Annotated in this window: 21 protein-coding genes and 1 riboswitch; of the genes, 7 read left to right on the top strand and 14 right to left on the bottom strand. The window is 62.0% G+C overall.

The window, feature by feature from the left end; genetic code table 11:
* Nucleotides 1–20 precede the first annotated feature (20 nt).
* Nucleotides 21–821, top strand: a complete 801-nt coding sequence (gene gloB, locus ACYQ2U_RS13010) for a hydroxyacylglutathione hydrolase (protein WP_459950806.1) — start codon at nt 21–23, stop codon at nt 819–821.
* A gap of 121 nt (nt 822–942) precedes the next feature.
* Entirely contained in the window at nt 943–2,478 is a 1,536-nt protein-coding gene (locus tag ACYQ2U_RS13005; protein WP_459950805.1) for a transglycosylase SLT domain-containing protein, read from the top strand.
* Between the two features lie 81 nt (nt 2,479–2,559).
* On the opposite strand, the gene rluB is transcribed toward ACYQ2U_RS13005, so the two are convergent.
* The 7 genes from rluB to ACYQ2U_RS12970 form a co-directional block, all read right to left on the bottom strand.
* Complete coding sequence (gene rluB, locus ACYQ2U_RS13000) at nt 2,560–3,672, bottom strand: 23S rRNA pseudouridine(2605) synthase RluB (protein WP_459950804.1); 1,113 nt, start codon at nt 3,670–3,672, stop codon at nt 2,560–2,562.
* Nucleotides 3,673–3,685: 13 nt separating this feature from the next.
* On the bottom strand, nt 3,686–4,324 hold the full coding sequence (gene scpB / locus ACYQ2U_RS12995) for an SMC-Scp complex subunit ScpB (protein WP_459950803.1): 639 nt from the start codon (nt 4,322–4,324) through the stop codon (nt 3,686–3,688).
* A complete protein-coding gene (locus ACYQ2U_RS12990) occupies nt 4,305–5,072 on the bottom strand; it encodes a segregation and condensation protein A (RefSeq protein ID WP_459950948.1) in 768 nt (255 codons plus the stop codon). The genes scpB and ACYQ2U_RS12990 overlap by 20 nt, the downstream gene beginning before the upstream one ends.
* Before the next feature lie 168 nt (nt 5,073–5,240).
* The gene (locus tag ACYQ2U_RS12985) at nt 5,241–6,443 is read right to left on the bottom strand and encodes a tryptophan--tRNA ligase (RefSeq protein ID WP_459950802.1); all 1,203 of its coding nucleotides are present in this window, start codon (nt 6,441–6,443) and stop codon (nt 5,241–5,243) included.
* Between the two features lie 10 nt (nt 6,444–6,453).
* Nucleotides 6,454–7,095 carry a site-2 protease family protein gene (locus tag ACYQ2U_RS12980; protein WP_459950801.1) on the bottom strand — a complete coding sequence of 214 codons (642 nt, stop codon included), beginning with the start codon at nt 7,093–7,095 and terminating at the stop codon, nt 6,454–6,456.
* A 42-nt stretch (nt 7,096–7,137) separates the two neighbouring features.
* Nucleotides 7,138–7,764, bottom strand: a complete 627-nt coding sequence (locus tag ACYQ2U_RS12975; RefSeq protein WP_459950800.1) for an L-threonylcarbamoyladenylate synthase — start codon at nt 7,762–7,764, stop codon at nt 7,138–7,140.
* 12 nt (nt 7,765–7,776) lie between these two features.
* Nucleotides 7,777–8,613, bottom strand: a complete 837-nt coding sequence (locus ACYQ2U_RS12970) for a 3',5'-nucleoside bisphosphate phosphatase (protein WP_459950799.1) — start codon at nt 8,611–8,613, stop codon at nt 7,777–7,779.
* 54 nt (nt 8,614–8,667) lie between these two features.
* Nucleotides 8,668–8,757, top strand: a riboswitch (glycine riboswitch).
* 142 nt (nt 8,758–8,899) lie between these two features.
* On the opposite strand from ACYQ2U_RS12970, the gene gcvT reads away from it, so the two are divergent.
* From gcvT to ACYQ2U_RS12950, 4 genes are all read left to right on the top strand, one after another.
* A complete protein-coding gene (gcvT, locus tag ACYQ2U_RS12965; RefSeq protein ID WP_459950798.1) occupies nt 8,900–10,006 on the top strand; it encodes a glycine cleavage system aminomethyltransferase GcvT in 1,107 nt (368 codons plus the stop codon).
* 1 nt (nt 10,007) lies between these two features.
* A complete protein-coding gene (gene gcvH / locus ACYQ2U_RS12960) occupies nt 10,008–10,388 on the top strand; it encodes a glycine cleavage system protein GcvH (RefSeq protein WP_459950797.1) in 381 nt (126 codons plus the stop codon).
* Nucleotides 10,389–10,468: 80 nt separating this feature from the next.
* Nucleotides 10,469–13,312 carry an aminomethyl-transferring glycine dehydrogenase gene (gcvP, locus tag ACYQ2U_RS12955; protein WP_459950796.1) on the top strand — a complete coding sequence of 948 codons (2,844 nt, stop codon included), beginning with the start codon at nt 10,469–10,471 and terminating at the stop codon, nt 13,310–13,312.
* Between the two features lie 254 nt (nt 13,313–13,566).
* A complete protein-coding gene (locus ACYQ2U_RS12950; RefSeq protein WP_459950795.1) occupies nt 13,567–15,675 on the top strand; it encodes a methyl-accepting chemotaxis protein in 2,109 nt (702 codons plus the stop codon).
* A gap of 36 nt (nt 15,676–15,711) precedes the next feature.
* Here ACYQ2U_RS12950 and glmM read toward each other — a convergent pair whose 3' ends face one another.
* From glmM to ACYQ2U_RS12930, 4 genes are all read right to left on the bottom strand, one after another.
* Nucleotides 15,712–17,067, bottom strand: a complete 1,356-nt coding sequence (gene glmM, locus ACYQ2U_RS12945; protein WP_459950794.1) for a phosphoglucosamine mutase — start codon at nt 17,065–17,067, stop codon at nt 15,712–15,714.
* 5 nt (nt 17,068–17,072) lie between these two features.
* Nucleotides 17,073–17,900, bottom strand: coding sequence for a dihydropteroate synthase (folP, locus tag ACYQ2U_RS12940; protein ID WP_459950793.1), 828 nt, complete (start codon nt 17,898–17,900; stop codon nt 17,073–17,075).
* 61 nt (nt 17,901–17,961) lie between these two features.
* Complete coding sequence (ftsH, locus tag ACYQ2U_RS12935) at nt 17,962–19,845, bottom strand: ATP-dependent zinc metalloprotease FtsH (protein WP_459950792.1); 1,884 nt, start codon at nt 19,843–19,845, stop codon at nt 17,962–17,964.
* A 97-nt stretch (nt 19,846–19,942) separates the two neighbouring features.
* Nucleotides 19,943–20,533 (bottom strand): RlmE family RNA methyltransferase, encoded by a 591-nt coding sequence (locus ACYQ2U_RS12930; RefSeq protein ID WP_459950791.1) that lies wholly within the window; start codon nt 20,531–20,533, stop codon nt 19,943–19,945.
* A gap of 78 nt (nt 20,534–20,611) precedes the next feature.
* On the opposite strand from ACYQ2U_RS12930, the gene ACYQ2U_RS12925 reads away from it, so the two are divergent.
* The gene (locus ACYQ2U_RS12925; protein ID WP_459950790.1) at nt 20,612–20,992 is read left to right on the top strand and encodes a YhbY family RNA-binding protein; all 381 of its coding nucleotides are present in this window, start codon (nt 20,612–20,614) and stop codon (nt 20,990–20,992) included.
* Between the two features lie 33 nt (nt 20,993–21,025).
* Here ACYQ2U_RS12925 and ACYQ2U_RS12920 read toward each other — a convergent pair whose 3' ends face one another.
* The 3 genes from ACYQ2U_RS12920 to carB form a co-directional block, all read right to left on the bottom strand.
* Complete coding sequence (locus ACYQ2U_RS12920; protein WP_459950789.1) at nt 21,026–21,487, bottom strand: DUF4149 domain-containing protein; 462 nt, start codon at nt 21,485–21,487, stop codon at nt 21,026–21,028.
* Between the two features lie 77 nt (nt 21,488–21,564).
* Nucleotides 21,565–22,044 (bottom strand): transcription elongation factor GreA, encoded by a 480-nt coding sequence (gene greA, locus ACYQ2U_RS12915; RefSeq protein ID WP_459950788.1) that lies wholly within the window; start codon nt 22,042–22,044, stop codon nt 21,565–21,567.
* The gene (gene carB, locus ACYQ2U_RS12910) at nt 22,041–25,259 is read right to left on the bottom strand and encodes a carbamoyl-phosphate synthase large subunit (RefSeq protein WP_459950787.1); all 3,219 of its coding nucleotides are present in this window, start codon (nt 25,257–25,259) and stop codon (nt 22,041–22,043) included. The genes greA and carB overlap by 4 nt, the downstream gene beginning before the upstream one ends.
* Nucleotides 25,260–25,261: the final 2 nt, after the last annotated feature.

The following is a 25,261-nucleotide window of genomic DNA, read 5'->3' as shown; positions in this document are numbered from 1 at the left end:
AAATAGCCGGTAACGGATCAATGACGGGAGTCGCTGTGGAAATCATTCGCTTGCATGCCTTTACCGATAACTACATTTGGGCCCTGCGCCAAGGTAACGATCTGGCGGTGGTGGACCCAGGTGAGGCCGAACCCGTCCTTGCCTACCTGGCGCAAAGTGGCACCCGTTTACGGGCCATTTTGCTCACCCATCATCACGACGACCATGTTGGCGGTACCGCAGCCCTTTGCGCCCGGGGCGATGTCGCCGTATACGGTCCGGCCGGGGAGGACATCCCTTGGGTGATCCGGCCTCTCGTGGGCGGTGAAACCATCACCCTGCCCGGATTCCATGGCGATGCCGAACTCACAACCCTGGCGGTACCCGGGCACACCCGAGGACACGTCGCTTATTATCGCCCAGGCGCGGTATTTTGCGGCGACACCTTGTTCACCCTGGGCTGCGGCCGGCTGTTCGAGGGGACGCCGAGCCAAATGTGGCAATCCCTGAACCGACTCGCCGCCCTGCCCCCGCAAACCCTGGTGTATTGCGCCCATGAATACACCCATTTGAACCTGCCCTTTGCCTTGGCTGTCGAACCGGGCAATGCTGCCCTGCAAGCCCGTGCCAAAGCGCTCAAGGAAAAGATCGCGGCAGGCATACCGACCGTGCCCGACACCCTGGCTGCCGAGTTGGCGAGCAACGTTTTTTTGCGTTGTGACCAAGCGGAGGTCATCGCCGCCGCGAAAGCCCGTGACGGCGCGGGAAATGCGCAATCTCCCCTGGAGGTTTTTACCGCGCTGAGAGCGTGGCGAAACACTTATTTACCGCCGTCCATTTGACCCGCATCCTCCCCTCCGCTACCATCCCGGCACTATGCGTCGCAGGCTTCTCTCGTGTCGCGCACGCCTGCGTGCGCTTCTCAAAACTCCCCTTTCCTTCCTTCGCCAACGGACGGGCCTGTTGCTCCTGGCCTGTGGTGTTTTGACGGGCCTGCCCGTTATCGGCAATGCCGAATCCCTGGAACGTCAGCCATCCCTGCGCCTGTCGCCGGTCATCTCCGGCCTGGAGGAACCGCCCACAGCAGGCCCCATGTCAATCGGACCGCTGACGCCCACGACGACCCCAGCCATGACCCCCCGGGGACCGTCACCGCAATTGGAAGAAGACCTGCCGCCCATCGCCACCATCGATTTGACGGCACCGGTGAACGACCTCTGGCAGCGGATTCGCAATGGTTTTTCCATGCCGAATCTGGAAAGCCCCCTGGTCGCCGAGCGCCAAGCCTATTACCTGAACCGCCCCGCCGCGCTGAAGGTGATGACCCAGCGTAGCCGCCGCTACCTGTACCACATCGTTACCGAGCTGGAAAAGCGCGGCATGCCCATGGAACTGGCCTTGCTGCCCATGGTGGAAAGCGCCTACAACCCCCTGGCGCAAAGCCCCGCGAAAGCCTTGGGCATGTGGCAGTTCATCCCGTCCACCGGCAAGAACTACAACCTTGCCCAGAACTGGTGGCTGGACCAGCGCCGTGACATCATCGCCTCCACCAACGCCGCCCTCGATTATTTGCAGAACATCTATGAAATGCACGGCGACTGGCACCTGGCCTTGGCCTCCTATAACTGGGGCGAAAACGCCGTGGCCAAGGCCGTGGCCCGCAACCAAGCCGCCGGCCTGCCCACGGACTACCTGAGCCTGAACATGCCGGGTGAAACCCGTTACTATGTGCCCAAGCTCCAGGCCCTGAAGAACATCATTGCCGATCCTGCCCTGTTCGGCATCCGCCTCGACCCAATACCCAACAAGCCCTATTTCGACACGGTGGACATGCCGGCCACGATGGACGTCGCCACCGCGGCCAAGTTGGCCGAAATCCCCCTGGATGAGTTCATGGCGCTGAATCCGGCCTACAGCCGTCCCCTCATGCCGGACAACGGCAACGCCTCCCTGCTGCTGCCGGCCGACCGCATTTCCATTTTTCAGGCCAACGTCCAGCAGCATGCCCGCCTGGAAAAGCCGCTGTCCCTGTGGAAAACGGCCACCCTCAAGGCCAAGGAAAAACTGGATGCAGTCGCCGCCCGCTACGGTATTTCCACGGCGCGGCTGAAGCAGATCAACAGCATCAGCTCCCGGACCAAGATTGTTCCCGGTATGACGCTGTTGGTACCAGCCAGTCCCGCGGCCGCCAACGACATCGGTGGCCCAATGCCCCAGCCCCCGGCGGAATTGCCTGCCGCCAAAGCGCGCTCTGGCAATGGACGCAGCGCTGCCCCGGTTTCTGCCAAGGATAAGGGCGGCAAAGGTAAACCACCGGCCGGCAAAAACGCCAAGGCCACCAAGCCCGTTGCCATCAAGGGCGCCAAGACAACGTCCCCTGCCAAGGCTGCCACCAAGCCGACAAGCAAAGGAACCGCCAAGCCCGCGGGCAAGGCAGCGGCGAAGCCTGCCCAGGAAAAGAAACCAGCAGCGGGTAAGTCTGCTCCGGCGAAGCATTGACGGACGGATAACGCCATAAAAAAACCCGGCCTAGCCGGGTTTTTTTATGGGGATTGGGACATTCGCCCAGAATGCCGGGGGCTACATCGGGCTGAACTCAGCCCGCTTAACGGGTTTGAGGGCGGCGATCAGGCTCTTGACCTCGGTTTCGGTCAGCTCCCGGGTTTGTCCCCGCTTCAGTTGGGGCGGCAGGGGCAAGGGACCGTAACGTACCCGCATCAGGCGACTGACGGTGACGCCCACCGCGTCGAACATGCGGCGCACTTCCCGGTTGCGGCCTTCGGCGATGGTGACGTTGTACCAGCGGTTGGCGCCATCGCCCCCGGCTTCCTCGATGCGGGTGAAGCGGGCGGGACCGTCTTCCAGTTCGATCCCGTCGTAGAGCTTTTCCATGGCTTCCTCGCTGAGGTCGCCCAGGACGCGCACGGCGTATTCCCGGTCCAGGCCATAGCGAGGATGCATCAGCCGGTTGGCCAGATCGCCGCTATTGGTGGCCACCAGCAGGCCACAGGAGTTGATGTCCAGACGGCCCACGGTGATCCAGCGCCCGCCCCGGATCTTGGGCAGGTTGTCGAAGACGGTGGGACGGCCTTCCGGATCGTCGCGGGAGACGATTTCGCCTTCCGGCTTGTGATACAGCACCACCCGAGGCAGACGGGAACGGCCGACCTTGAGGTTCACCAGCTTGCCGTTCACCCGCACCTTGTCGTTGGGGGTAATACGCTGGCCGACGTGGGCCGGCATGCCGTTCACGCTGACGCGACCGGCGATGATCCATTCCTCCAACTCGCGGCGGGAACCATGACCGGCGTCGGCCAGGGCCTTGTGCAGCTTGGGCGCCTCGCCGTCCTCGTCGTCGAAGGCGCCGCCGGCATAACCGCCGCCGAATTGTTCCTTCTTGGGGCCACGGTTCTTACGACCATTCTGCTTGGGACCCTTGCTCGCTCCCTGGGGTGTGGGTGCGGCATTGGGACCCGGACGGGGGCCTTTGCGCGGTTTGTTTCCCCGGGCCGGACGGTTACCGTCGGCCGCCAGGGGCTGTCCATCGGGACCGACGGCCGGTTGGCCATCCCCTTGGGGACGGGGACCCTTGTTGAAACGACGGGGCTTCCCCTGACCCTGGGGCCGGGGCGGCCGAGGGCCACGGGGAGGACGATTCTCGCCGCCCGTTGCACCACCTTCCCCGGCTTGCACCGGGCTGCCACCTTCAGGAGAGGAGGTCTGGCCCGGGTTCGGGTTGTTCGGATTGTTGCGGTTCTTCTGCGGGCGGCGGAACGGGGTCCGCTTGCGGGGGGGACGGGTTGTCTCCAAGGTCCATTACCCTTTCAATTTCAGTCAAAGGCGGCAGTTCGGAAAGACTGCGCAGGCCCAGGTCGTCAAGAAACTTCTTGGTGGTTGCGTAAAGTGCGGGGCGACCGGGAGCATCCCGGTGTCCCACGGTATCGATCCAGTTGCGGGACTCGAGGGTCTTAAGCACGTTCTGGGAAACGGCAACGCCCCGGATGTCCTCGATGTCGCCCCGGGTCACGGGCTGGCGGTAGGCGATGATGGCGAGGGTTTCCATCACCGCCCGGGAATAGCGGGGAGGCTTTTCGTTCTTCAGCCGGTCCAGGTATTCCTGGTATTCCGGCCGGGTCTGGAAGCGCCAGCCGGTGGCCAACTGGACCAGTTCGATGCCGCGATTGGCCCAGTCCCGGCGCAGGTCGTCGAGCAAGGTGCGCCAGGTGTCGTCGTCGAACTCCTGGTCGAACAGTTTTTTCAACTCGGACAGGGTGACCGGTTCGGGAGCCACCAGGAGCGCGGTTTCCAGCACGCGCTTGAAGTCTTCAGGCTTGTAGAGTTCCATCCGTGAGCATTCCGTCTGCGGCTCTTACATAAATCGGGGCCAATACTTCGGCCTGGGTGATTTCCACCAGGCTTTCGCGGGCCAGTTCAAGAATGGCGAGAAAGCTCACCACCAGGGACTGGGCACCCGCGGTCACGTCGAACAAATCCTCGAACACGACGAAGTTATGGCCCTGTAGTTTGCGCAGAATGTTGGTCATGAATTCCCGGACCGACAATTCCTCGCGCTTGATCTTGTGGTGCTGGGTCACCTTGGCCTGTTTCATCAGCGCCAGCCAGGCCACTTGCAGGTCGTGCAGGCTGACCTCGGGCTGACGTTCCACCACCTTGTCAGCCACCCAAACCGTGATCCACTCGAAATCCCGCCCCGCCTGGGGGATCTCATTGAGCTTGACGCCGGCGGCCTTCATCTGCTCGTATTCAAGCAGGCGGCGCACCAGTTCGGCCCGGGGATCCTCGGGCTCGCCGGTTTCCGTCTTGGGCGGACGGGGCAACAACATGCGCGACTTGATTTCGATCAGCATGGCCGCCATCAACAGGTATTCCGCCGCCAGCTCCAGGTTGCGCTTCTGCATGGCATCCACGTACTTGAGGTACTGGGAGGTGAGCGGTGCCATAGGAATGTCCAACACGTTCACGTTGGCCTTGCGGATCAGGTAAAGCAGCAGATCCAGGGGGCCTTCAAAGGAGTCGAGGATGATTTCCAGGGCGTCCGGGGGGATGTACAAATCCCGGGGCAACTCCGTCATCAGTTCGCCGTAAACCCGCGGACCATGGACGAGGGCCTCCACCGCCGCAGCCGCGTCGATGGGCTGAGCAGGATCGGCGGCGATCAAGTTGGGTGGCAACGCACCCTCCCCTTCACCCGCAGTAATGACCGTGGTTTCCGTCACGTCGTCAGATAAGTTATCGAGAATTCAGCTGTAGTCGAGACCCATGGCCTCGCGCACATCGCGCAAGGTTTCCTGGGCCAGCTTGCGCGCTTTTTCGCAACCGTCGGCGATGATGTTCTTCACCAACTGCGGGTCTTCCTCATACATGCGAGCCCGTTCCCGCATGGGCTCCTGCTCCTTGAGCACGCCTTCGATCACGGGCTGCTTGCAGTCGATGCAGCCGATGCCGGCGCTACGGCAGCCTTCCTGCACCCATTGCTGGGTGGCGGCGTCGGAATAGATTACATGAAACTGCCACACCGGACAGCGGTCCGGATCACCTGGATCGGTGCGGCGCACCCGTTGGGTGTCGGTTTGCATGGCGCGGATTTTCTTGCGGATGGTGTCTTCGTCCTCGCGCAAGGCAATGGTATTGCCATAGGACTTGGACATCTTCTGGCCGTCCAGGCCGGGCATGCGCGACGCTTCGGTCATCAGCGCGCCGGGTTCGGCCAGGATCATCTTGCCGCCGCCTTCCAGATAACCGAACAGACGCTCCCGGTCGCCCATGGAGAGGTTTTGGGTATCGTTGAGCAGCGCATGGGCCTGCTCCAGGGCCTCCGTGTCGCCCTTTTCCTGGAAACGAGTACGCAACTCCTCGTAAAGCTTGGCCCGCTTGGAGCCCAGCTTCTTCACCGCTTCCTTGGCCTTTTCCTCATAGCCCGGTTCGCGGCCGTACATATGGTTGAAGCGGCGGGCCAGCTCACGGGTAAATTCGATATGGGGCAGTTGGTCCTCGCCCACGGGCACCTTGTCGGCCCGGTAGATCAGGATGTCCGCGCTCATCAGCAGCGGATAGCCGAGGAAACCGTAGGTGGACAGGTCCTTGTGGGAGAGCTTTTCCTGCTGGTCCTTGTAGGTGGGCACCCGCTCTAGCCAACCCAGGGGAGTGGTCATGGAAAGCAGCAGATGCAGCTCGGCGTGCTCCAGCACCTTGGATTGGATGAACAGGGTGGCCTGGGAGGGATCGACCCCCGCAGCCAGCCAGTCGATGATCAGGCCCTTGGTGTTCTCGGCGATGGTGCCGGGCTCGTCGTAGGCGGTGGTCAGGGCGTGCCAATCGGCCACGAAGAACAAACAGGGATACTCGTGCTGGAGCTTGACCCAGTTCTTGAGCACCCCGTGATAGTGGCCCAGATGAAGGCGACCCGTGGGCCGCATGCCGGAAAGGACTCGTTCTGCGTACATGTTGTTCTGGTCAGAAACCGAAAAGACTCATCAAGACTGCGTAAAAAAACCTGAGCAGGGGCCGCATGATCAACTCCAGGCCGCCGAAAAACAGCAAGCCGAGCAGAATGATCAAACCGAAACGCTCCAACTGCGCAAACTGCAAAGCGGCCCGCATGGGCAGCAAACTCACGGCAATCCGGCCCCCATCCAGGGGCGGCAAGGGCAGCAGGTTGAGGATCATCAACACGCCGTTGATGTTGATCCCTACCCGGGCCATTTCGGCCAAGGCCTCGTTGTAGCCAACATCAGGCAGCATGACCGCCAGTTTCAAGATCAGTGCCCATCCTATTGCCATCAGCAGATTGGCGCCGGGCCCCGCTGCCGCCACCCAGAACATGTCTTTCTTGGGATGGCGCAAACGACCGAAGTTCACCGGCACCGGCTTGGCCCAACCGAACAGGATGCCGCCTAACATCAGGCTGAGCAGCGGCACCAACACGGTTCCGATGGGGTCGATATGACGCAACGGATTCAAACTGATTCGCCCCATGCGCCAAGCTGTATCGTCACCGAATCGCTTGGCGGCATAGCCATGGGCCGCTTCATGCAAAGTGATGGCAAAAACCACTGGCAGAATCGAAATGACCAGGGTCTGGATCAGGCTATTCATGGGATGGGCGCGATTCTACCAGAGGGATAAGGGAAAGCCCGCTTAATCAAGCCCCAGGGGCTCCAGGGGGCCGCAGCCCAGGCGCACCAGCTCCGGGGCGCCGTCGGCCAGGTTGACCACCGTGGTCATGGCGCTGCCACAACGGCCGCAATCGATCACCAGGTCCAGTTGTTTTTCGAGTCTGGCGCGGATTTCGTCCAGATCGGACAGGGGCTGCTCGTCGCCGGGCAGGATCAGGGTGGAAACCAGCAAGGGCTCGTTCAGTTCCTCCAGCAGCGCCTTGATCAGCGGATGGTCCGGCACCCGCAGGCCGATGGTTTTGCGCTTGGGATGCAATACCCGCCGGGGCAGTTCCTTGGTGCCTTCCAGGATGAAGGTATAGGGCCCTGGCGTCACGGCCTTGAGCAGGCGGTACTGGGCGTTGTCCACCCGGGCGTAGGTGGCGATCTCGGACAAATCACGGCACATCAGGGTGAAGAGATGTCGTTCGTCCACGTCGCGGATGCGGCGAATGCGGTCCAGCAGCGCCGCATCGCCGGTATGACCGCCCAAGGCATAGGCGGCGTCCGTGGGCATGGCGACCAGGCCGCCCTTGCGAATGATGTCGGCGGCCTGCTTGATGAGTCGGGGTTGGGGTTGTTCCGGGTGCAGCGTGAAAAATTGTGACATGGGGCAAGCGAATCAAATGAGGCGCGACCAGACAGGTGTTAGGTCATCGGGCAAGGCAGGCAATTTCCCCAGATCCACCCAGCTTTCGCCTGGTCCGTGGAAATCAGAGGCACGGGATGCCAGGAAACCGTATTCCCGGGCCACGCGGGCGAATTCGTGGGTATCGGCGGGCCCTTGGGAACCGGACAGGACTTCGATGGCTTCACCGCCCAGGTCCTTGAAGGCGTTGAAAATTGCCTTCAACTCGGCCCGGCTGGCCCGATAACGGCCGGGATGGGCGATGACCGCCACGCCGCCGGCGCCATGAATCCAGGCCAGGGCTTCTTCCAGGCTGGCCCAGGGATGGGCCACGTAGCCCGGCTTGCCCTTGGCCAGCCAATAGTCGAAAACCGTTTTGACATCCTTCACCAGTCCCAGTTCGACGATGTAGCGGGCAAAGTGGGAACGGCTGATCAAGGCCGGGTTACCGGCATATTTGAGGGCGCCTTCATAGGCATGGTGGATGCCAGCTTTGTCCAGGGCGGCCGCGATGTTCTGGGCGCGGCCGTTGCGACCGCTGCGGACCCGACCCAGTCCCTCGACCAGGGCCGGGTTTAGCCGGTCGAAACCTAGGCCGACGATATGGATGGTCAAGTCGTCGCCCCAGGAAACGGAGATTTCCACACCGTTGACGAAAGGCAGGCCGCAGATACGGGCTTCGTCCGCAGCGGCTTCCAAGCCGCCAATTTCGTCGTGGTCGGTCAAGGCCAACAGTTCCACCCCGTTGACCGCTGCCCGCCACACCAAGTCAGCGGGCGCCAGTAGTCCGTCGGAAACCGTGGAATGGCAATGGAGGTCGGCGTTGATCATCGGCCGATTCTAACAGCCGGGCTTGCCCAGCCCCGAGGTTCCATGGATAATCCGCGGCCATTGTCGGGAGAGAGCTTTGCAATGCGAAGCCGCCGAAGGCGCAACCCCCAGGAATCGCTCAGGCAAAAGGGCCGACAAGGTAGTAAAAATCTGGAGAGCGGTGAGCAGGACTCACCCACCGACGGGGCCCGGCCAGTGTCATACAGCCGGAAAATCTCTCAGGTACAAGGACAGATGGGGCATGGATCGTGTGGTCCGTGCCCCTTTTTCTTTTCTGGGAAAGCTCATGGCTCTGCGTACGCCCCTTTACGACACCCATGTCGCCGCCGGCGGCAAGATGGTGGATTTCGCCGGATGGGACATGCCCATCCACTACGGTTCGCAACTGGAAGAGCACCACATCGTGCGCAAGGATGCGGGCATGTTCGATGTTTCCCACATGCTGGGCATCGACCTGACCGGCCCCGACGCCCTGCCCTTTTTGCGCCGCCTGCTGGCTAATGATTGCGCGAAGCTCACGACCCTCGGCAAGGCGCTCTACTCCTGCATGCTCAAGGAAGACGGCGGCGTCATCGACGACCTGATCGTCTATTACCTGGCGCCCGAACGCTATCGCATCGTGGTCAATGCGGGGACTGCCGACAAGGACCTGGCCTGGATGAACCAGCAAATCCAGGGGGTCAAGGCTGAACTCAAGCCGCGCCGGGATCTGGCCATGATCGCCATCCAGGGCCCCAATGCCCGGGAACGGTTCTGGATGGCCTTTCCCGTCGCCCGGGCCAAGACTGTATTGCTGACACCCTTCCAGGCCGCCGAATGGGAAGCCGGCGAAGGTGCCGATCGCAGTGAATGGCTGATCGCCCGCACCGGCTACACCGGTGAGGATGGTTTCGAGATCGCCGTGCCCGTGGATGAAGCTGCCGGCGTCTGGGCTGCCCTGCAAGCCGTAGGCATCGCACCCTGCGGCCTGGGCGCCCGGGACACCCTGCGCCTCGAAGCCGGCATGAACCTCTACGGCCAGGACATGGACGAGAGCGTCAATCCCCTGGAATCCGGCCTCGCCTGGACCGTAGATCGTAAAGACGCCAGCCGCGACTTCATCGGTCGCTCTGCCCTGGAGGCGGCGCCCCAGCGCAGCCTGGTGGGCCTTGTTCTGCTGGATCGCGGGGTTTTGCGATCACATCAGAAAGTAATTACTAAACATGGGGATGGAGAAACAACCTCGGGTAGTTTCTCGCCCACCATTCAAGGTTCCATCGCCTTTGCCCGGGTCCCTGCCGGGGTCGCCGTCGGCGATGAAGTGCTTGTGCAAATCCGCGATAAGGAACTCAAGGCAAAGGTGGTAAAACCGCCCTTTGCGCGTAACGGCCAATCTTTGATTCAGGAGAAATGACATGAACACCCCCGACAACCTCAAGTACGCCAAGAGCCACGAATGGGCCAAGCTGGAAGCCGATGGCACCGTCACCGTAGGCATTACCGACCACGCCCAGGAAGCCCTGGGTGACGTGGTGTTTCTGGAACTGCCGGAAGCCGGTCGTGTGGTGAAGGCCGGTCAGGAAGTGGCTGTCGTGGAGTCCGTCAAGGCCGCCTCCGACATTTACGCCCCCGTGTCCGGCGAGATCATCGAATCCAACGGCGCCGCCGTGGATGCCCCCGAGAGCGTCAATGCCGACGCCTACGCCACCTGGCTGTTCAAGATCAAGCCCAGCAACCCGGCCGAGCTGGACAGCCTGCTGGATGCAGCAGGCTACGCCGCCGTCGCCAACGACTAAAAACGCCCTCCCCCGGCCATTCCCTTGCGCAGGGGAATGGCCCGCCACTCTGCCGCCGTTGCCCCTTCCCGCCTTACGCCATGACCGTTACCGCCACGCCCCTTTCCGCCCTGGAACAACAGGACGAATTCCTTGGCCGCCATATGGGCGCCAATCCAGCCGAAATCACCGCCATGCTGGCCGCTCTGGGTGCCCCCAGTTTGGCGGCCCTGATGGATCAAACCATTCCCGCTGCCATCCGCCTGCCCGCCGATCTGGCCCTGCCTGCGCCGCAACGGGAGCATGCATCCCTGGCCGAACTCAAAGCCATTGCCGCCAAGAACGAAATTCACAAGTCCTTGATCGGCATGGGCTACCACGAGACCCTGACCCCCACGGTGATCCTGCGCAACGTGCTGGAAAACCCCGGCTGGTACACCGCCTACACCCCCTATCAAGCCGAAGTGGCCCAGGGGCGCCTGGAAGCGCTGATGAACTACCAGCAAATGGTTATGGACCTGACCGGGCTGGATCTGGCCAATGCCTCCCTGTTGGACGAAGCCACCGCCGCCGCCGAAGCCATGACCATGGCCCGCCGCGTCAGCAAGGCCAAGAGCAACGCTTTCTTTGTGGATGAAGCCTGCTTCCCCCAAACCATCGACGTGGTGAAGACCCGGGCCGAATACTTCGGTTTCGAGCTGGTGTTCGGCCCGGCAAAGGATGCCGTCAACCACGCGGTTTTCGGGGCATTGCTCCAGTACCCCAACGACAAGGGCGAGGTCGTTGATCTAACCGACACCATCGCCACCCTCAAGGCCAGCGGTGCCATTACCGCAGTGGCCACGGACCTGATGGCCCTGGTGCTGCTCAAATCCCCCGGGGCCATGGGTGCTGACATCGCCTTGGGCTCCAGCCAGCGTTTTGGCGTGCCCATGGGCTTTGGCGGCCCCCACGCTGCCTTTTTTGCCTGCAAGGACGAACACAAGCGCTCCGTGCCCGGCCGCATCATCGGTGTGTCCGTGGACGCCCGGGGCAAGCGGGCCTACCGCATGGCCCTGCAAACCCGCGAGCAGCACATCCGCCGGGAAAAGGCCAATTCCAATATTTGTACCTCCCAGGTGCTGCTGGCCAATATGGCGGGCATGTACGCGGTTTATCACGGCCCGGAAGGACTCAAGACCATTGCCGGGCGCATTCACCGTCTCACCTGTTTGCTGGCGGCGGGCCTGCGCCAAAACGGCGTCACGGTGCTGAACCAAAGCTGGTTCGACACCTTGCAAGTGGCCACCGACAAGGCCGTACCCGGTTTCAATCTGCGTCTGGTCGCCAATGACGTTCGCGGCATCAGCCTGAACGAAAAAACCACCTGCGCCGACGTGGCCCTGCTGATCGAAACCCTCAGCGGCAAGCCTGCGGGCATCGATGCCCTGGACCAAGCGCTGCAAAGCCCCATCGCTGGGTTGCTACGCGAGGACGCCATCCTCAGCCATCCGGTGTTCAACACCCACCACACCGAACACGAGATGCTGCGCTACTTGAAGCGCCTGCAAAACCGCGATCTGGCCCTGGACCACTCCATGATCTCCCTGGGTTCCTGCACCATGAAGCTCAACGCCACCAGCGAGATGATTCCCGTCACCTGGCGCGAGTTCGGCGACATTCACCCCTTCGCCCCCCTGGAACAAGCCCAGGGCTGCCTGGAAATGATCGCCGGGCTGGATCAGTGGCTGAAAACCATCACCGGCTTTGACGCCATCTGCATGCAGCCCAACTCCGGCGCCCAGGGCGAATACGCCGGTTTGGTGGCCATTCGCCGCTACCACGCCAGCCAGGGCGAGGCCCAGCGCAACATCTGCCTGATTCCCAAGTCTGCCCACGGCACCAATCCGGCCACCGCTCAGATGTGTGGCCTGGAAGTCGTCGTAGTGAACTGTGACGACAACGGCAACGTGGACGTAGCCGACCTCAAGGCCAAGGCCGCCGAACACAGCGCCCATCTGGCCTGCCTGATGATCACCTACCCATCCACCCATGGCGTATTTGAAGAAGCCATCAAGGAAATCTGTGCCGTCATCCATAGCCACGGCGCTCAGGTCTACATGGACGGTGCCAACCTCAACGCCCAAGTGGGCTGGACCAGCCCCGGCCACATTGGCGCCGACGTGAGCCACATGAACCTGCACAAGACCTTCGCCATTCCCCATGGCGGTGGCGGACCGGGCATGGGCCCCATCGGCCTCAAGTCCCATCTGGCGCCCTTCATGGCCGACCACGCGGTGCAGGCCACCGGTGGGGCTGAGCGGGTGAACAAGGGCCAGGGCGCGGTCTCTGCGGCGCCCTTCGGCTCCGCCTCCATCCTGCCCATTTCCTGGATGTACATCCGCATGCTGGGCGGACGGGGTTTGAAGCAAGCCACGGCCATGGCCATTCTCAACGCCAACTACGTGGCCAGCCGCCTGGATGCCCACTACCCTGTGCTCTACAAAGGCAGCAATGGCCGCGTGGCCCATGAGTGCATTCTGGATGTGCGGCCCATCAAGGCGGCGACGGGCATTGCCGAAATCGACATCGCCAAGCGCCTGATGGACTACGGCTTCCATGCCCCCACCGTGAGCTTCCCCGTGCCCGGCACTTTGATGGTGGAACCTACCGAGTCCGAATCCAAGGACGAGCTGGACCGCTTTATCGCCGCCATGATCGCCATCCGCGAGGAAATCCGTCAGATCGAGCAAGGCCTCTGGCCCGCCGACAACAACCCGCTGAAGAACGCCCCCCACACCCAGGCCGACATCGTGGCAGAGTGGGATCGTCCCTACAGTCGGGAAACCGCCGTCTTCCCTCTGCCCTGGGTGGCGGACAACAAGTTCTGGCCCAGCGTGAACCGCATCGACGACGTGTACGGCGACCGCAACCTGTTCTGCTCCTGCCCGCCCATGGCGTCATGACGTCCGCTAGCGCAATGCCAATGGCCGGTCATTGAGCCAAATGCTCCGGGCATCTCGCTGAAAGATGCCCGGAGATGTCGCCTCTGCGACAAATCGAATTTTCCCCTTGCCGTCGTGAGCGTGGCCTTGCCATGATTTTTGTGTGGCACAACAAGCATATGCTTGGCCCGCATTTCCGCCGTGGTCACGATGGCTTTGTTTTTGCTGAACTCTCTTTAGTCTGTACGAAGTGCCACAACTGAAGGAGTTTCACCATGCGCAGCAACCTGCCTGTCACCGGACACGAGGTTGTGCTGGACGATGAGTCCACCATCGTCACCAAAACCGATCTCAAGGGCATCATCACCTACGCCAATCGGGATTTCTGCCAGATCAGCGGTTTCACCCTGGATGAGCTGCTGGGGCAGAACCACAACATCGTGCGCCATCCCGACATGCCCGCCGAGGCCTTTGCCGACCTCTGGACCACCGTCCGCTCCGGCAAGCCCTGGACCGGGTTGGTCAAGAACCGTTGCAAGAATGGCGATCACTACTGGGTGCATGCCCATGTCGCTCCCATTGAGGAGAACGGCCAGACGGTAGGCTATTCCTCCATGCGCGCCAAGCCGAGCCGTCAGCAGATCGCCATGGCCGAGGCTCTTTATGAAAAATTACGGGGCGGCGCATCGATCAAGCTTGCGGAGGGAGCCCCTGTTCCCCGTTCCTTCCTTTATCGGATGAGCCCTTTGCGGCTGATGCAGGCACTGTCGATGCATCGACAATTCCTGGTGCTGATCGCTGCGATTTTGCTGGGCAACCTGCTCATGGGGGGCATGGTGCAAGCCCTGATCCAACGCATTCAAGTCACCGGCCCCCTTTATCAGGAAATCGTCCAAAGCAAGGACCTGGCGGCCGATATCCTGCCGCCACCGATCTACCTGGTGGAGTCCCATCTGCTGACCCATCAAATGTTGGTGGCCAACGCCAACATCCTCCCCAATCTCGTCAGCAAGGCCAAGGGGCTGGACGAGGAGTTCGATCAACGCATCCGGTATTGGTCTGGCACGACTGAGGTGGCCCGCCAAGCCGCGCTGGGGCTGGATGTGCTGGAACGCAGTGGCCGGGCCTATCTGGAAAAGCGCAACCGTGTATTCATTCCCGCACTACAAGCCGGACGGCGGGAAGAGGCCCAAGCCTTGTTGCCTGAACTCGAGGCGTTGTACGAGGCTCATCGCCAAGCCGTGAATCACACCACCCAAGCTGCCAGGGAATGGGCTGTCGCGACCGAGGCGGGCAGTGCTGCCACCATCCGCATGCGGCATGTCCTCATCCTCAGCATCAGCCTGGCGGTAATGGCTATTCTGGTCTTTCTCGGCTGGGTCATCATGCGCAACCTATTGCGCATCGGCGATCCCCATTACGCCCATAACCTGCTTCACCATCTGGCAGCAGGTAATTTGGCGATCCGCGTCGATGCGATCGACAAGGGCCAGGAAACGCTGCCGGCCACCATCAAGTACCTGCAAGCGAAGCTGCGCCGTCTGATCGGCCAGATTTTCCAGCGGGCCAATACCATGGCGGACAACGTCGCCCGTCTGGCCAGTATTGGCGACCAGCTGGTCGCATCGACCCAGAGTCAATTGGAGTCCACCTCTACCATCGGGGCCACGATCAACGACCTTTCCGCCAGCATCAGTCGGGTGGCGAGCAATGCCGCCGACGCGGAACAGGTATCGGTTCAATCCAACCAGGTTTGCGAGGATGGGGCGAAGGTCATCACCCAGGCCGTGGACAGCATGCAGCAGATCGCCGTGGCGGTAAGGGCCTCATCGGCATCGGTGGTGTCCCTGGGGGTGCAGTCGGAACAAATCTCATCGGTGGTCAAAACCATCCGGGAGATTGCCGACCAGACCAACCTGCTGGCATTGAATGCCGCCATTGAAGCTGCCCGGGCCGGAGAGCAAGGTCGTGGCTTCGCCGTAGTGGCCGACGAAGTGCGCAAGCTGGCCGAACGCACGGCCCAGGCGACTGGCGAAATCGTGGGCATCATCGATGCCATCCAGGGCAGTCTGCAAGCGACCATCCGCCACATGGAGGACAGCGTCAAGGAAGTGGATGAGTGCACGGTACACGCCAGCGCCGCCGGTCATTCCATCGCCGATATCCGGGCCAGCGCGGTCAAGGTTGCCACCTTGGTGGCGGAGATTTCCGAAGCCTTGCAGGAACAGCGCCGGGCCAGCGAGACCATTACCGTCCAGATCGACAGCATCGGCCAGTTGTCGAGCGAGAACCACCAGGCGGCCCGGGTGACGTCGGACAGCGCCCATCAACTGAATGCCATTTCCGAGGCCCTGCAACAGGCCACCAGCCGCTTCGTGATCTAGTGCCCGCCAATGTGATCTGGCAGGCGCTCTTCGCGACTACTGGCCCAGGGCACCACGCACGGCAGCAGCGATGTTCTCGGCTTGGCGCGCCACCAGTTCGCCGTCCCGGCCCTCGACCATGACCCGCAGCAAGGGTTCGGTGCCCGACGGGCGCAACAGGACCCGGCCCTGCCCCGCCAGGGTTTGTTCCGCGCCTTGCTGGGCGGCGGCGATGTCCGGGTCGCCACGCCAGTCGAAGCCGGTCTTCATCGGCACGTTGATCAATTTTTGCGGGTACATGCTGAGATCGGCGCAGGCTTCAGCCAGGGACTCCTGACCTGCCTGCAAGGCCGCCAATACCTGGAGGGCGGCGATGATGCCGTCTCCCGTCGAATGCTTGTCCAGACAAATGATGTGACCCGAGTTCTCGCCTCCCAGTTGCCAGCCCTTGGCCAATAACTGTTCCAGCACGTAACGATCCCCCACCTTGGCGCGAACCAGGGGAATGCCCAGGCGGTCCAGGGCATGTTCGAAGCCGAGATTGCTCATCAACGTGCCCACCACGCCTGGAACCTTGCCCACCTTGGCCTGTTGCCGGGCGATCACGTAGATCAACTGGTCGCCGTCGTACAGCGTACCGTTGCGGTCGGCCATGATCAGGCGGTCGCCGTCGCCGTCAAGGGAAATGCCCAGGTCCGCCTGGTTTTCCAGCACGGCCTTGCGCAAGGCCTCGGGATGGGTGGCACCGACGCCCTCATTGATATTGAGACCGTTGGGCGTGACACCGACCCGCAGCACCTCTGCCCCCAGTTCGTGGAAGACCGACGGGGCGATGTGATAAGCCGCACCATGGGCGCAATCCACGGCGATGCGCAAGCCGCGCAGATCCAATTCGTTGGGGAAGGTGCTTTTGCAGAACTCGATGTAGCGCCCGGCGGCATCATCAATGCGACGGGCCTTGCCCAGCTTGGCCGAGTCCATGCAGCCCATGGGCTGGTCGAGCCGGGCCTCGATTTCCTGCTCCACGCCATCGGGCAGCTTGGTGCCCTGGGCCGAGAAGAACTTGATGCCATTGTCGTGGTAGGGATTGTGGGAAGCCGAGATCACCACCCCTGCCTGGAGCCGCAGGGCCCGGGTCAGATAGGCTACTGCGGGGGTGGGCATCGGCCCCACCAGGCAGACGTCCACGCCGGCGGCGGAGAAACCCGCTTCCAGCGCGGCCTCCAGCATGTAGCCGGAAATCCGGGTGTCCTTGCCGATCAGCACGGCGGGACGCTCACCAGCGGGGAGGTGTTCCCGTGCCACCAGGGTGGTGCCGGCGGCGTAACCGAGGCGTAGAACGAATTCCGGGGTAATGGGGGATTGGCCCACCAGGCCGCGTACACCATCGGTACCAAAATATTTCCGAGTCATCGTGTTCAGTTCTCCAAGGCATTCCAGACGGCCAACGCATCCCGCATGGGCGCCACGTCATGGACGCGGACGATGCGGGCGCCGCGTTGCACCGCCAGCAAGTGGGCGGCGACGCCGGCGTAGACCCGCGCGTCCACGGGCTGTCCGGTCAATAAACCGAGCATGTTCTTGCGGGACATGCCGGCCAACAAAGGCAGATCAGGGGCAATGAATCGCCCCAGGTGGCGCAGCAATGCAAGGTTGTGGTCCAGGGTTTTGCCAAAGCCGAAGCCGGGGTCCACGACGAGACGGTTACGTTCGATGCCGGCTGCCTCGGCAGCAGCGACACGCTCGTCAAGGAAATCCCCCACCTCCATCACCACATCCTCGTAGTGGGGCGCGGACTGCATGGTACCGGGCTCGCCCTGCATGTGCATCAGGCAGACGGCCGCCGTGGTGGGCGCCACGATCGCCATGGCCCCTGGGGCGCGCAGGGCGTTGATGTCATTGATCATGTCGGCCCCGACGGCCAGGGCTGCCGCCATGACCTCGGGCTTGAAAGTGTCCACCGACAGGGGGAGACCGCAATCCTTCAAGCCTTCCAGCACGGGCATGACCCGGTCCAGTTCCTGCTGCACGGAGACGGGCTGGGCGCCCGGCCGGGTGGACTCGCCACCGATGTCGAGCAGATGAGCGCCCTCCTCCTTGAAACGATGGCCCTGTTCGATGGCCCGCGCGGTATTCCCCCGCAGGCCGTCACCGGAGAAGGAATCATCCGTAACATTGACGATGGCCATGATCAGTGGCTGGCGCAGGGACAGCGTAAAACGGCCGCAGTGGAGAGTCGGATTCATGGACGAGGAAAAAACAAAGGGCCGCACCTCAGGCGCGGCCCATGATCGTGAGCTTCAAGTATCAGGCGGGAGCCGGTGCGCTGGGCTCGGCACCGGAAGAAGGATTCTCCGGCGTGACCTTGGGCAGGCTGCTGCTGGGCTTGGGCGGCCGGGGCGGCTTGCCGTCCATGATGTCGTTGATCTGGTCGGCATCGATGGTTTCCCATTCCAGCAGGGCTGCCGTCATGGCCTCTACCTTGTCCCGGTTTTCCTCCAGTAGGCGGCGGGCTAGGGCGTACTGTTCGTCGAGGATGCGGCGAATCTCGGCATCGACCTTTTGCAGGGAAGCTTCCGACATGTTCTTGTGGGTGGTCACCGAGCGGCCAAGGAAGATCTCGCCCTCCTCTTCGCCATAGACCATGGGGCCAAGGCTGTCTGACATGCCCCATTGGGTCACCATGCGCCGGGCCAGGTCGGTGGCGCGCTGGAAGTCGTTGGAAGCTCCGGTAGTCATCTGGTTCATGAACAATTCTTCGGCGATGCGACCACCGAACAGCACGGCGATGGTGCTGAGCAGTCGGGTCCGGTCTTGGCTGTAGCGATCCTCGGTCGGCAACTGCATGGTCAGACCCAGGGCGCGACCACGCGGGATGATCGTGACCTTGTGCACCGGATCGGTCTTGGGCATCAGCTTGGCGACCACGGCATGGCCGGACTCATGGTAGGCCGTGTTCTTGCGCTCTTCCTCGGGCATGACCATGGAGCGGCGCTCTGCCCCCATCATGATCTTGTCCTTGGCCCGCTCGAAGTCGTTCATGTCCACCAGGCGCTTGTTGGCGCGGGCAGCGAACAGAGCCGCCTCGTTCACCAAGTTGGCCAGATCGGCACCGGCAAAGCCAGGGCAGCCCCGGGCCAGCACGGAGGCATCCACATCCTGGGCCACCGGAACCTTGCGCATGTGCACCTTGATGATCTGCTCCCGGCCACGAATGTCGGGCAAGGGCACCACCACCTGGCGATCGAAACGGCCAGGACGCAGCAGGGCCGGATCAAGCACGTCGGGGCGGTTGGTCGCGGCAATCACGATCACGCCGGACGAGCCTTCGAAACCGTCCATTTCCACCAGCAACTGGTTCAGGGTCTGTTCCCGCTCGTCGTTGCCGCCGCCAAGACCGGCGCCCCGTTGGCGACCGACAGCGTCGATTTCGTCGATGAAAATAATGCAGGGCGAAGCCTTCTTGGCCTGCTCGAACATGTCACGAACCCGCGCAGCACCGACACCGACGAACATTTCGACGAAGTCCGAACCGGAGATGCTGAAGAACGGCACCTTGGCCTCCCCTGCGATGGCCTTGGCCAGCAGGGTCTTACCAGTACCCGGAGAGCCCACCATCAGCACGCCACGGGGAATACGGCCACCGAGCTTCTGGAACTTGGAAGGGTCGCGGAGGAAGTCCACCAACTCGGAGACTTCTTCCTTTGCTTCGTCGCAACCGGCAACGTCGGCGAAGGTCACGGTGTTGCTGGCCTCGTCCATCATGCGCGCCTTGCTCTTGCCGAAGCTGAAGGCACCGCCCTTGCCGCCGCCCTGCATCTGGCGCATGAAGAATACCCAGACGCCGATCAGCAGCAGCATGGGGAACCAGGAGACGAACAGGCTCATGAGGAAGGATTGCTCTTCTTCCGGCTTGGCCACGACCTTGACGTCGTTCTTCAACAAGTCGGACACCATCCACAGATCGGGCGGTGCATAGGAAGTGATTTTCTTGCCGTCGCTGGTGGTGGCCTCCAGGGTACGGCCCTGGATCACTACCTTGGCGATGTGCCCCTGCTTCACTTCCTCGAGGAACTGAGAATAGTCCATGGTGGACTGTGCCGTCTGGCGGGCGTTGAACTGGTTGAACACCGTCATCAACACGATGCCGATCACCAGCCAGATTGCAAGATTTTTGAACATATTATTCAAGGTGATGCCTCACTTTCCCCGCAGGGAATATCGGATTGGTCATTCTATGGCGGAATGACGGGGGGCGCAAACTATCGAGATGATTGACAAACCCTGGCTAATCCCGCTTGCCACGGGCCAAAAGGTAGGTTTCTGCACTACGGTCACGGGATGCGGCAGGCTTGCGTACGTGCAGTTCGCTGAAACGATTCATGACTTCCTTGCGCAACTCCATGTAACTGCTGCCTTGGAACACTTTGGTCAACAAGGTTCCCCCCTTTTTCAAATGATCCTTGGCAAAGTCCAGGGTGAGCTCCGCCAGATACATGATGCCGGCCTGGTCCGTGACGGCGATACCGGTCATATTGGGGGCCATGTCGGAAATAACAAGGTCCACCTGGCGCCCGTCCAGGGCCTCAATCAATTGGGCCAGGGGTTCGTCCTCGCGAAAATCCCCTTGGATGAAGGTGACACCGGGTATCGGATCCATGGGCAGCAGATCCAGGCCAATCAGGCGGCCGCCGGGCTGAATGCGCTTGACCGCGTACTCACTCCAGCTTCCCGGAGTGCAACCCAGGTCCACCACGGTCATGCCCGGCTTGAGCAAGTGGTCTTTTTCGTCGATTTCGATCAGTTTGAACACCGCCCGCGAGCGCCAACCTTCGTGCTTGGCTTTTTGCACGAAAGGGTCATGAACGTGCTGGTTCATGTAATGACTGCTCTTTTTCGACCGTTTGCTTCTGATTGTCACTGACTGCCGTCCTACTTACATGCGAAAATACGCACCATGATTGAACTGACCACTGAACAGCGCAAGGCGCTCCGCGCCGCCGCCCACCATTTGAATCCCGTCGCCAGTATCGGCCAGCAGGGGCTGACGCCTGCCGTGCTGAAGGAAATCGACGGTGCCCTTAACGCCCATGAGCTGATCAAGGTCAAGCTCCACGGCATCGAGCGGGACGACCGGGAAGCCCTCTTCACGGAAATCTCTGCCACGCTGGCGTGTGCCCCCGTACAGCATATCGGCAATATCCTGGTCCTTTGGCGGGAAAAGCCGGCAGCAGAACAGGCGCCAACCGCCAAGCCCACTTCGCGCCGGGCGCCCAAGCCAAAAACCAAGAAACAGGCCGCCGCCGCCAACGAACGCCGCCGCAAGAGCACCCGCTAAGCCCCCCTGCCCTTACGGGCAGGCCTCATCGGCTTAGCGCCGGCCCCGCTCCTGCCACACAACCAGCCATAGTCCGAGCAGGCTTTGCACGAGGTAGAGCCCGCTCGATATCCCGTGCCAGGCGGCAAAACGATCCCTTAGCGCGCTTTCCATCACTTGCCGGGGCAAGGCGTCCGCCTTGAGTTGGGCCAGGATGGGCTGCACGCCGAAATGACCGGCTACGGTCAGGGCGACCATGGTCACCACAATCCAGAACAGTGCCGTGCGGAAAGCGCGCCAACCGCGCCGCACCAGCAGATAAAAAAGCAGATAGCCACCGCAGGCCATGCCCGCCCATGCCACGAGCGAAAACATGGTGCCGGCCAGATTGCCGGCCAGCATGCGGTCGCTCAATTGGGAAAACAAAACGGGCGCGGCCAAATAGCCAATAGCAAAAAGGCCACCCACCCACAGGGCGATGGCCAGGGAATACAGCGCCTCGGCTAAGCGGGACATGGGCTGGAAATCCTTTTAGTCACCTGCCGCAAAGCGCTGTGGCCACTGAGAGCCGCCGATTGATCGTTGCCAATCGTTTACTCATAGCGGACGTCGAGGATTTCATACTCCCGAACGCCGCCCGGGGTCTGGACTTCCACTACATCGCCGGCGTACTTGCCGATCATGGCCCGGGCCACCGGGGAGTTCAGGGAAATCTTGCCCACTTTCAAGTCGGCCTCATCATCGCCGACGATCTGATAGGTCACGGTCTTGCCGCCGTCCATATCCTCCAGTTCAACCGTGGCGCCGAAAACCACGCGGCCATCGGCATCCAGGGACTTGGGGTCGATGATCTGGGCATTGGCCAACTTGCCTTCAACCTCGGCGATACGGCCTTCGATGAAGCCTTGACGCTCCTTGGCCGCATCGTATTCGGCGTTTTCCGACAGGTCACCGTGGGAGCGGGCTTCGGCGATGGCGGCGATCACATTGGGGCGATCCACCGTCTTCAAGCGTTGCAGCTCTTCCTTTAGCAGCTCGGCGCCACGCAGGGTGATGGGAAACTTGCCGCTCATGCTGCCAACTCTCCATGGAGGGACTGGATGGAATAGGTTTCCAACCCGGCATGACGCAGACCGGCACAGGCGGCGCGAGCACCTTCTACCGTGGTGTAGACGGTGATCTTCTGGGCCAGGGCCGAGGTACGAATGGAGCGGGAGTCGGTGATGGCCGTGCGTTTTTCATCCACGGTGTTGATGACCAGCACCACTTCGTTGTTCTTGATCATGTCCACGATGTGGGGACGACCTTCCGTCACCTTGTTCACCGCCGTCACCGGAATGCCGGCTTCGGCGATGGAAGCGGCGGTGCCCTTGGTGGCAAGGATGGTAAAGCCCATGTCGTTCAGTTCCCGCGCCACTTCCACGGCCTTGGCCTTGTCGGCGGGCTTGACGCTGATGAACACCTTGCCACTCTTGGGCAACTTGGTGCCGCCCGCCAACTGGGACTTGATGAAGGCTTCGCCGAAGCTGCGGCCGACGCCCATCACTTCGCCGGTGGACTTCATTTCGGGACCGAGGATGGTATCGACGCCGGGGAACTTGTTGAAGGGGAAAACCGCTTCCTTCACTGAGTAGTAAGGCGGGATGACTTCCTTGGTGATGCCCTGATCGGCCAGGCTGCGACCAGCCATGCAGCGGGCAGCCACCTTGGCCAGGGGCACGCCCGTGGCCTTGGAAACGAAAGGCACGGTGCGGGAGGCCCGGGGATTCACTTCCAACACATAGACCACGGCATCCTTACCCTTGCCCTGGATGGCGAACTGGACGTTCATCAAGCCCACCACGTTGAGGCCCTTGGCCATCATTTCGGTCTGGCGACGCAGCTCGTCCTGGATTTCCTTGGACAGGGTGAAGGGCGGCAGGGAACAGGCAGAGTCGCCGGAGTGCACGCCGGCCTGTTCAATGTGTTCCATGATGCCGCCGATGATCACCTGCTTGCCGTCGGACAAGGCATCCATGTCCACTTCGGTAGCGTCATTGAGGAAGCGGTCCAGCAGCACGGGGGAATCGTTGGAGACCTTGACCGCTTCGCGCATGTAGCGCTCCAGATCCTTCTGCTCATGGACGATTTCCATGGCGCGGCCACCCAGCACATAGGAGGGGCGAACCACCAGCGGGTAGCCGATCTCGGCGGCCAGTTCAATGGCCTGCTCGGGCGTACGAGCGGTGCGGTTGGGCGGTTGCTTCAGACCCAGATCATGCAGCAGCTTCTGGAAACGTTCCCGGTCTTCGGCAGCGTCGATCATGTCGGGGCTGGTGCCGATGATGGGCACACCATTGGCCTCAAGGTCACGAGCGCGCTTCAGGGGCGTCTGGCCGCCGAACTGGACGATCACGCCGACGGGCTTTTCCACATCGACGATTTCCAGGATGTCTTCCAGAGTCAGGGGCTCGAAGTAGAGGCGGTCGGAGGTGTCGTAGTCAGTGGACACGGTTTCCGGGTTGCAGTTGACCATGATGGTCTCGTAGCCGTCTTCGCGCATGGCAAGGGCGGCATGGACGCAGCAGTAGTCGAACTCGATGCCTTGGCCGATCCGGTTCGGGCCGCCACCCAGCACCATGATTTTCTTCTTGTCCGTGGGGCGGGACTCGCACTCCTCCTCGTAGGTGGAGTACATGTAGGCGGTGGAGGTGGCGAACTCGGCGGCGCAGGTATCCACCCGCTTGAACACGGGGCGCACGCCCAGGGACTGACGATGCTTGCGCACCTCGGTTTCACCGGTGCCGATCAGATTGGCGATGCGGCGGTCGGAAAAACCCTTGCGCTTGAGACCGCGCAGGGCGGCGGCATCCAACTCTTGCAGGTTTTGGGCGCGAATCCAGCCTTCGGTCTTGACGATGTCCTCGATCTGCACCAGGAACCAGGGGTCGATCTTGGTCAGACGGAACAGGTCGTCCATCGAGTAGCCTTCGCGGAAGGCCTGACCCACGTACCAAATGCGCTGAGCCCCGGGATTGGCCAGCTCGTGTTCGATTTCTTCTTTTTCCGCCTCGATTTCATCCAGGCCGTAAACCCCCACTTCCAGACCGCGCAGGGCCTTTTGCAGGGATTCCTGGAAGGTGCGGCCCATGGCCATCACCTCGCCCACGGACTTCATCTGGGTGGTCAGACGATCGTTGGCCTGGGGGAACTTCTCGAAGGCGAAACGGGGAATCTTGGTGACCACGTAGTCGATGGATGGCTCGAAGGACGCCGGGGTCGCGCCGCCGGTGATGTCGTTCTTGAGCTCGTCCAGGGTGTAACCCACGGCCAGCTTGGCGGCGATCTTGGCGATGGGGAAGCCGGTGGCCTTGGAGGCCAGGGCGGAGGAACGGGAAACCCGGGGATTCATCTCGATCACGATCATGCGGCCGTCCACCGGGTTGATGGAGAACTGCACGTTGGAACCGCCCGTATCCACGCCGATCTCGCGCAGCACCGCAATGGATGCGTTACGCATGATCTGGTATTCCTTGTCCGTTAGGGTCTGGGCCGGGGCGACGGTGATGGAGTCACCGGTGTGCACGCCCATGGGGTCCAGGTTTTCAATGGAACAGACGATGATGCAGTTGTCCTTGCGGTCCCGCACCACCTCCATTTCATATTCCTTCCAACCCAGCAGGGACTCCTCGATCAGCAGTTCCTTGGTGGGACTGGCCTCGAGACCGCGCTTGCAGATCTCGGTGAACTCTTCCATGTTGTAGGCGATGCCACCGCCGGAACCGCCCATGGTGAAGGACGGACGGATGATGGCGGGGAAGCCGAGGGCGCCCTGCACTTGCAGCGCCTCTTCCATGCTGTGGGCGATGCCGGAGCGGGCGGAGCCGAGACCAATCTTGGTCATGGCCTGCTTGAACTTTTCCCGGTCCTCGGCCTTGTCGATGGCTTCCTTGGACGCGCCGATCATCTCGACGCCGTATTTTTCCAGCACGCCGTGCTTGGCCAGGTCGAGGGCGCAATTGAGAGCGGTCTGGCCGCCCATGGTGGGCAGAATGGCGTCGGGCTTTTCCTTGGCGATGATGTTTTCCAGCACCTGCCAGGTAATGGGCTCGATGTAGGTCACGTCGGCCATGTCCGGGTCGGTCATGATGGTGGCCGGATTGGAATTGACCAGGATGACCTTGTAGCCTTCCTCGCGCAGGGCCTTGCAGGCCTGGGCGCCGGAATAGTCGAACTCACAGGCCTGGCCGATGATGATCGGGCCGGCGCCGATGATGAGGATGCTGTTTATGTCTGTGCGCTTGGGCATGT

It is taken from the genome of Denitratisoma sp. agr-D3, from assembly GCF_054658675.1.
This window is presented reverse-complemented; position numbering and strand designations above follow the sequence as displayed.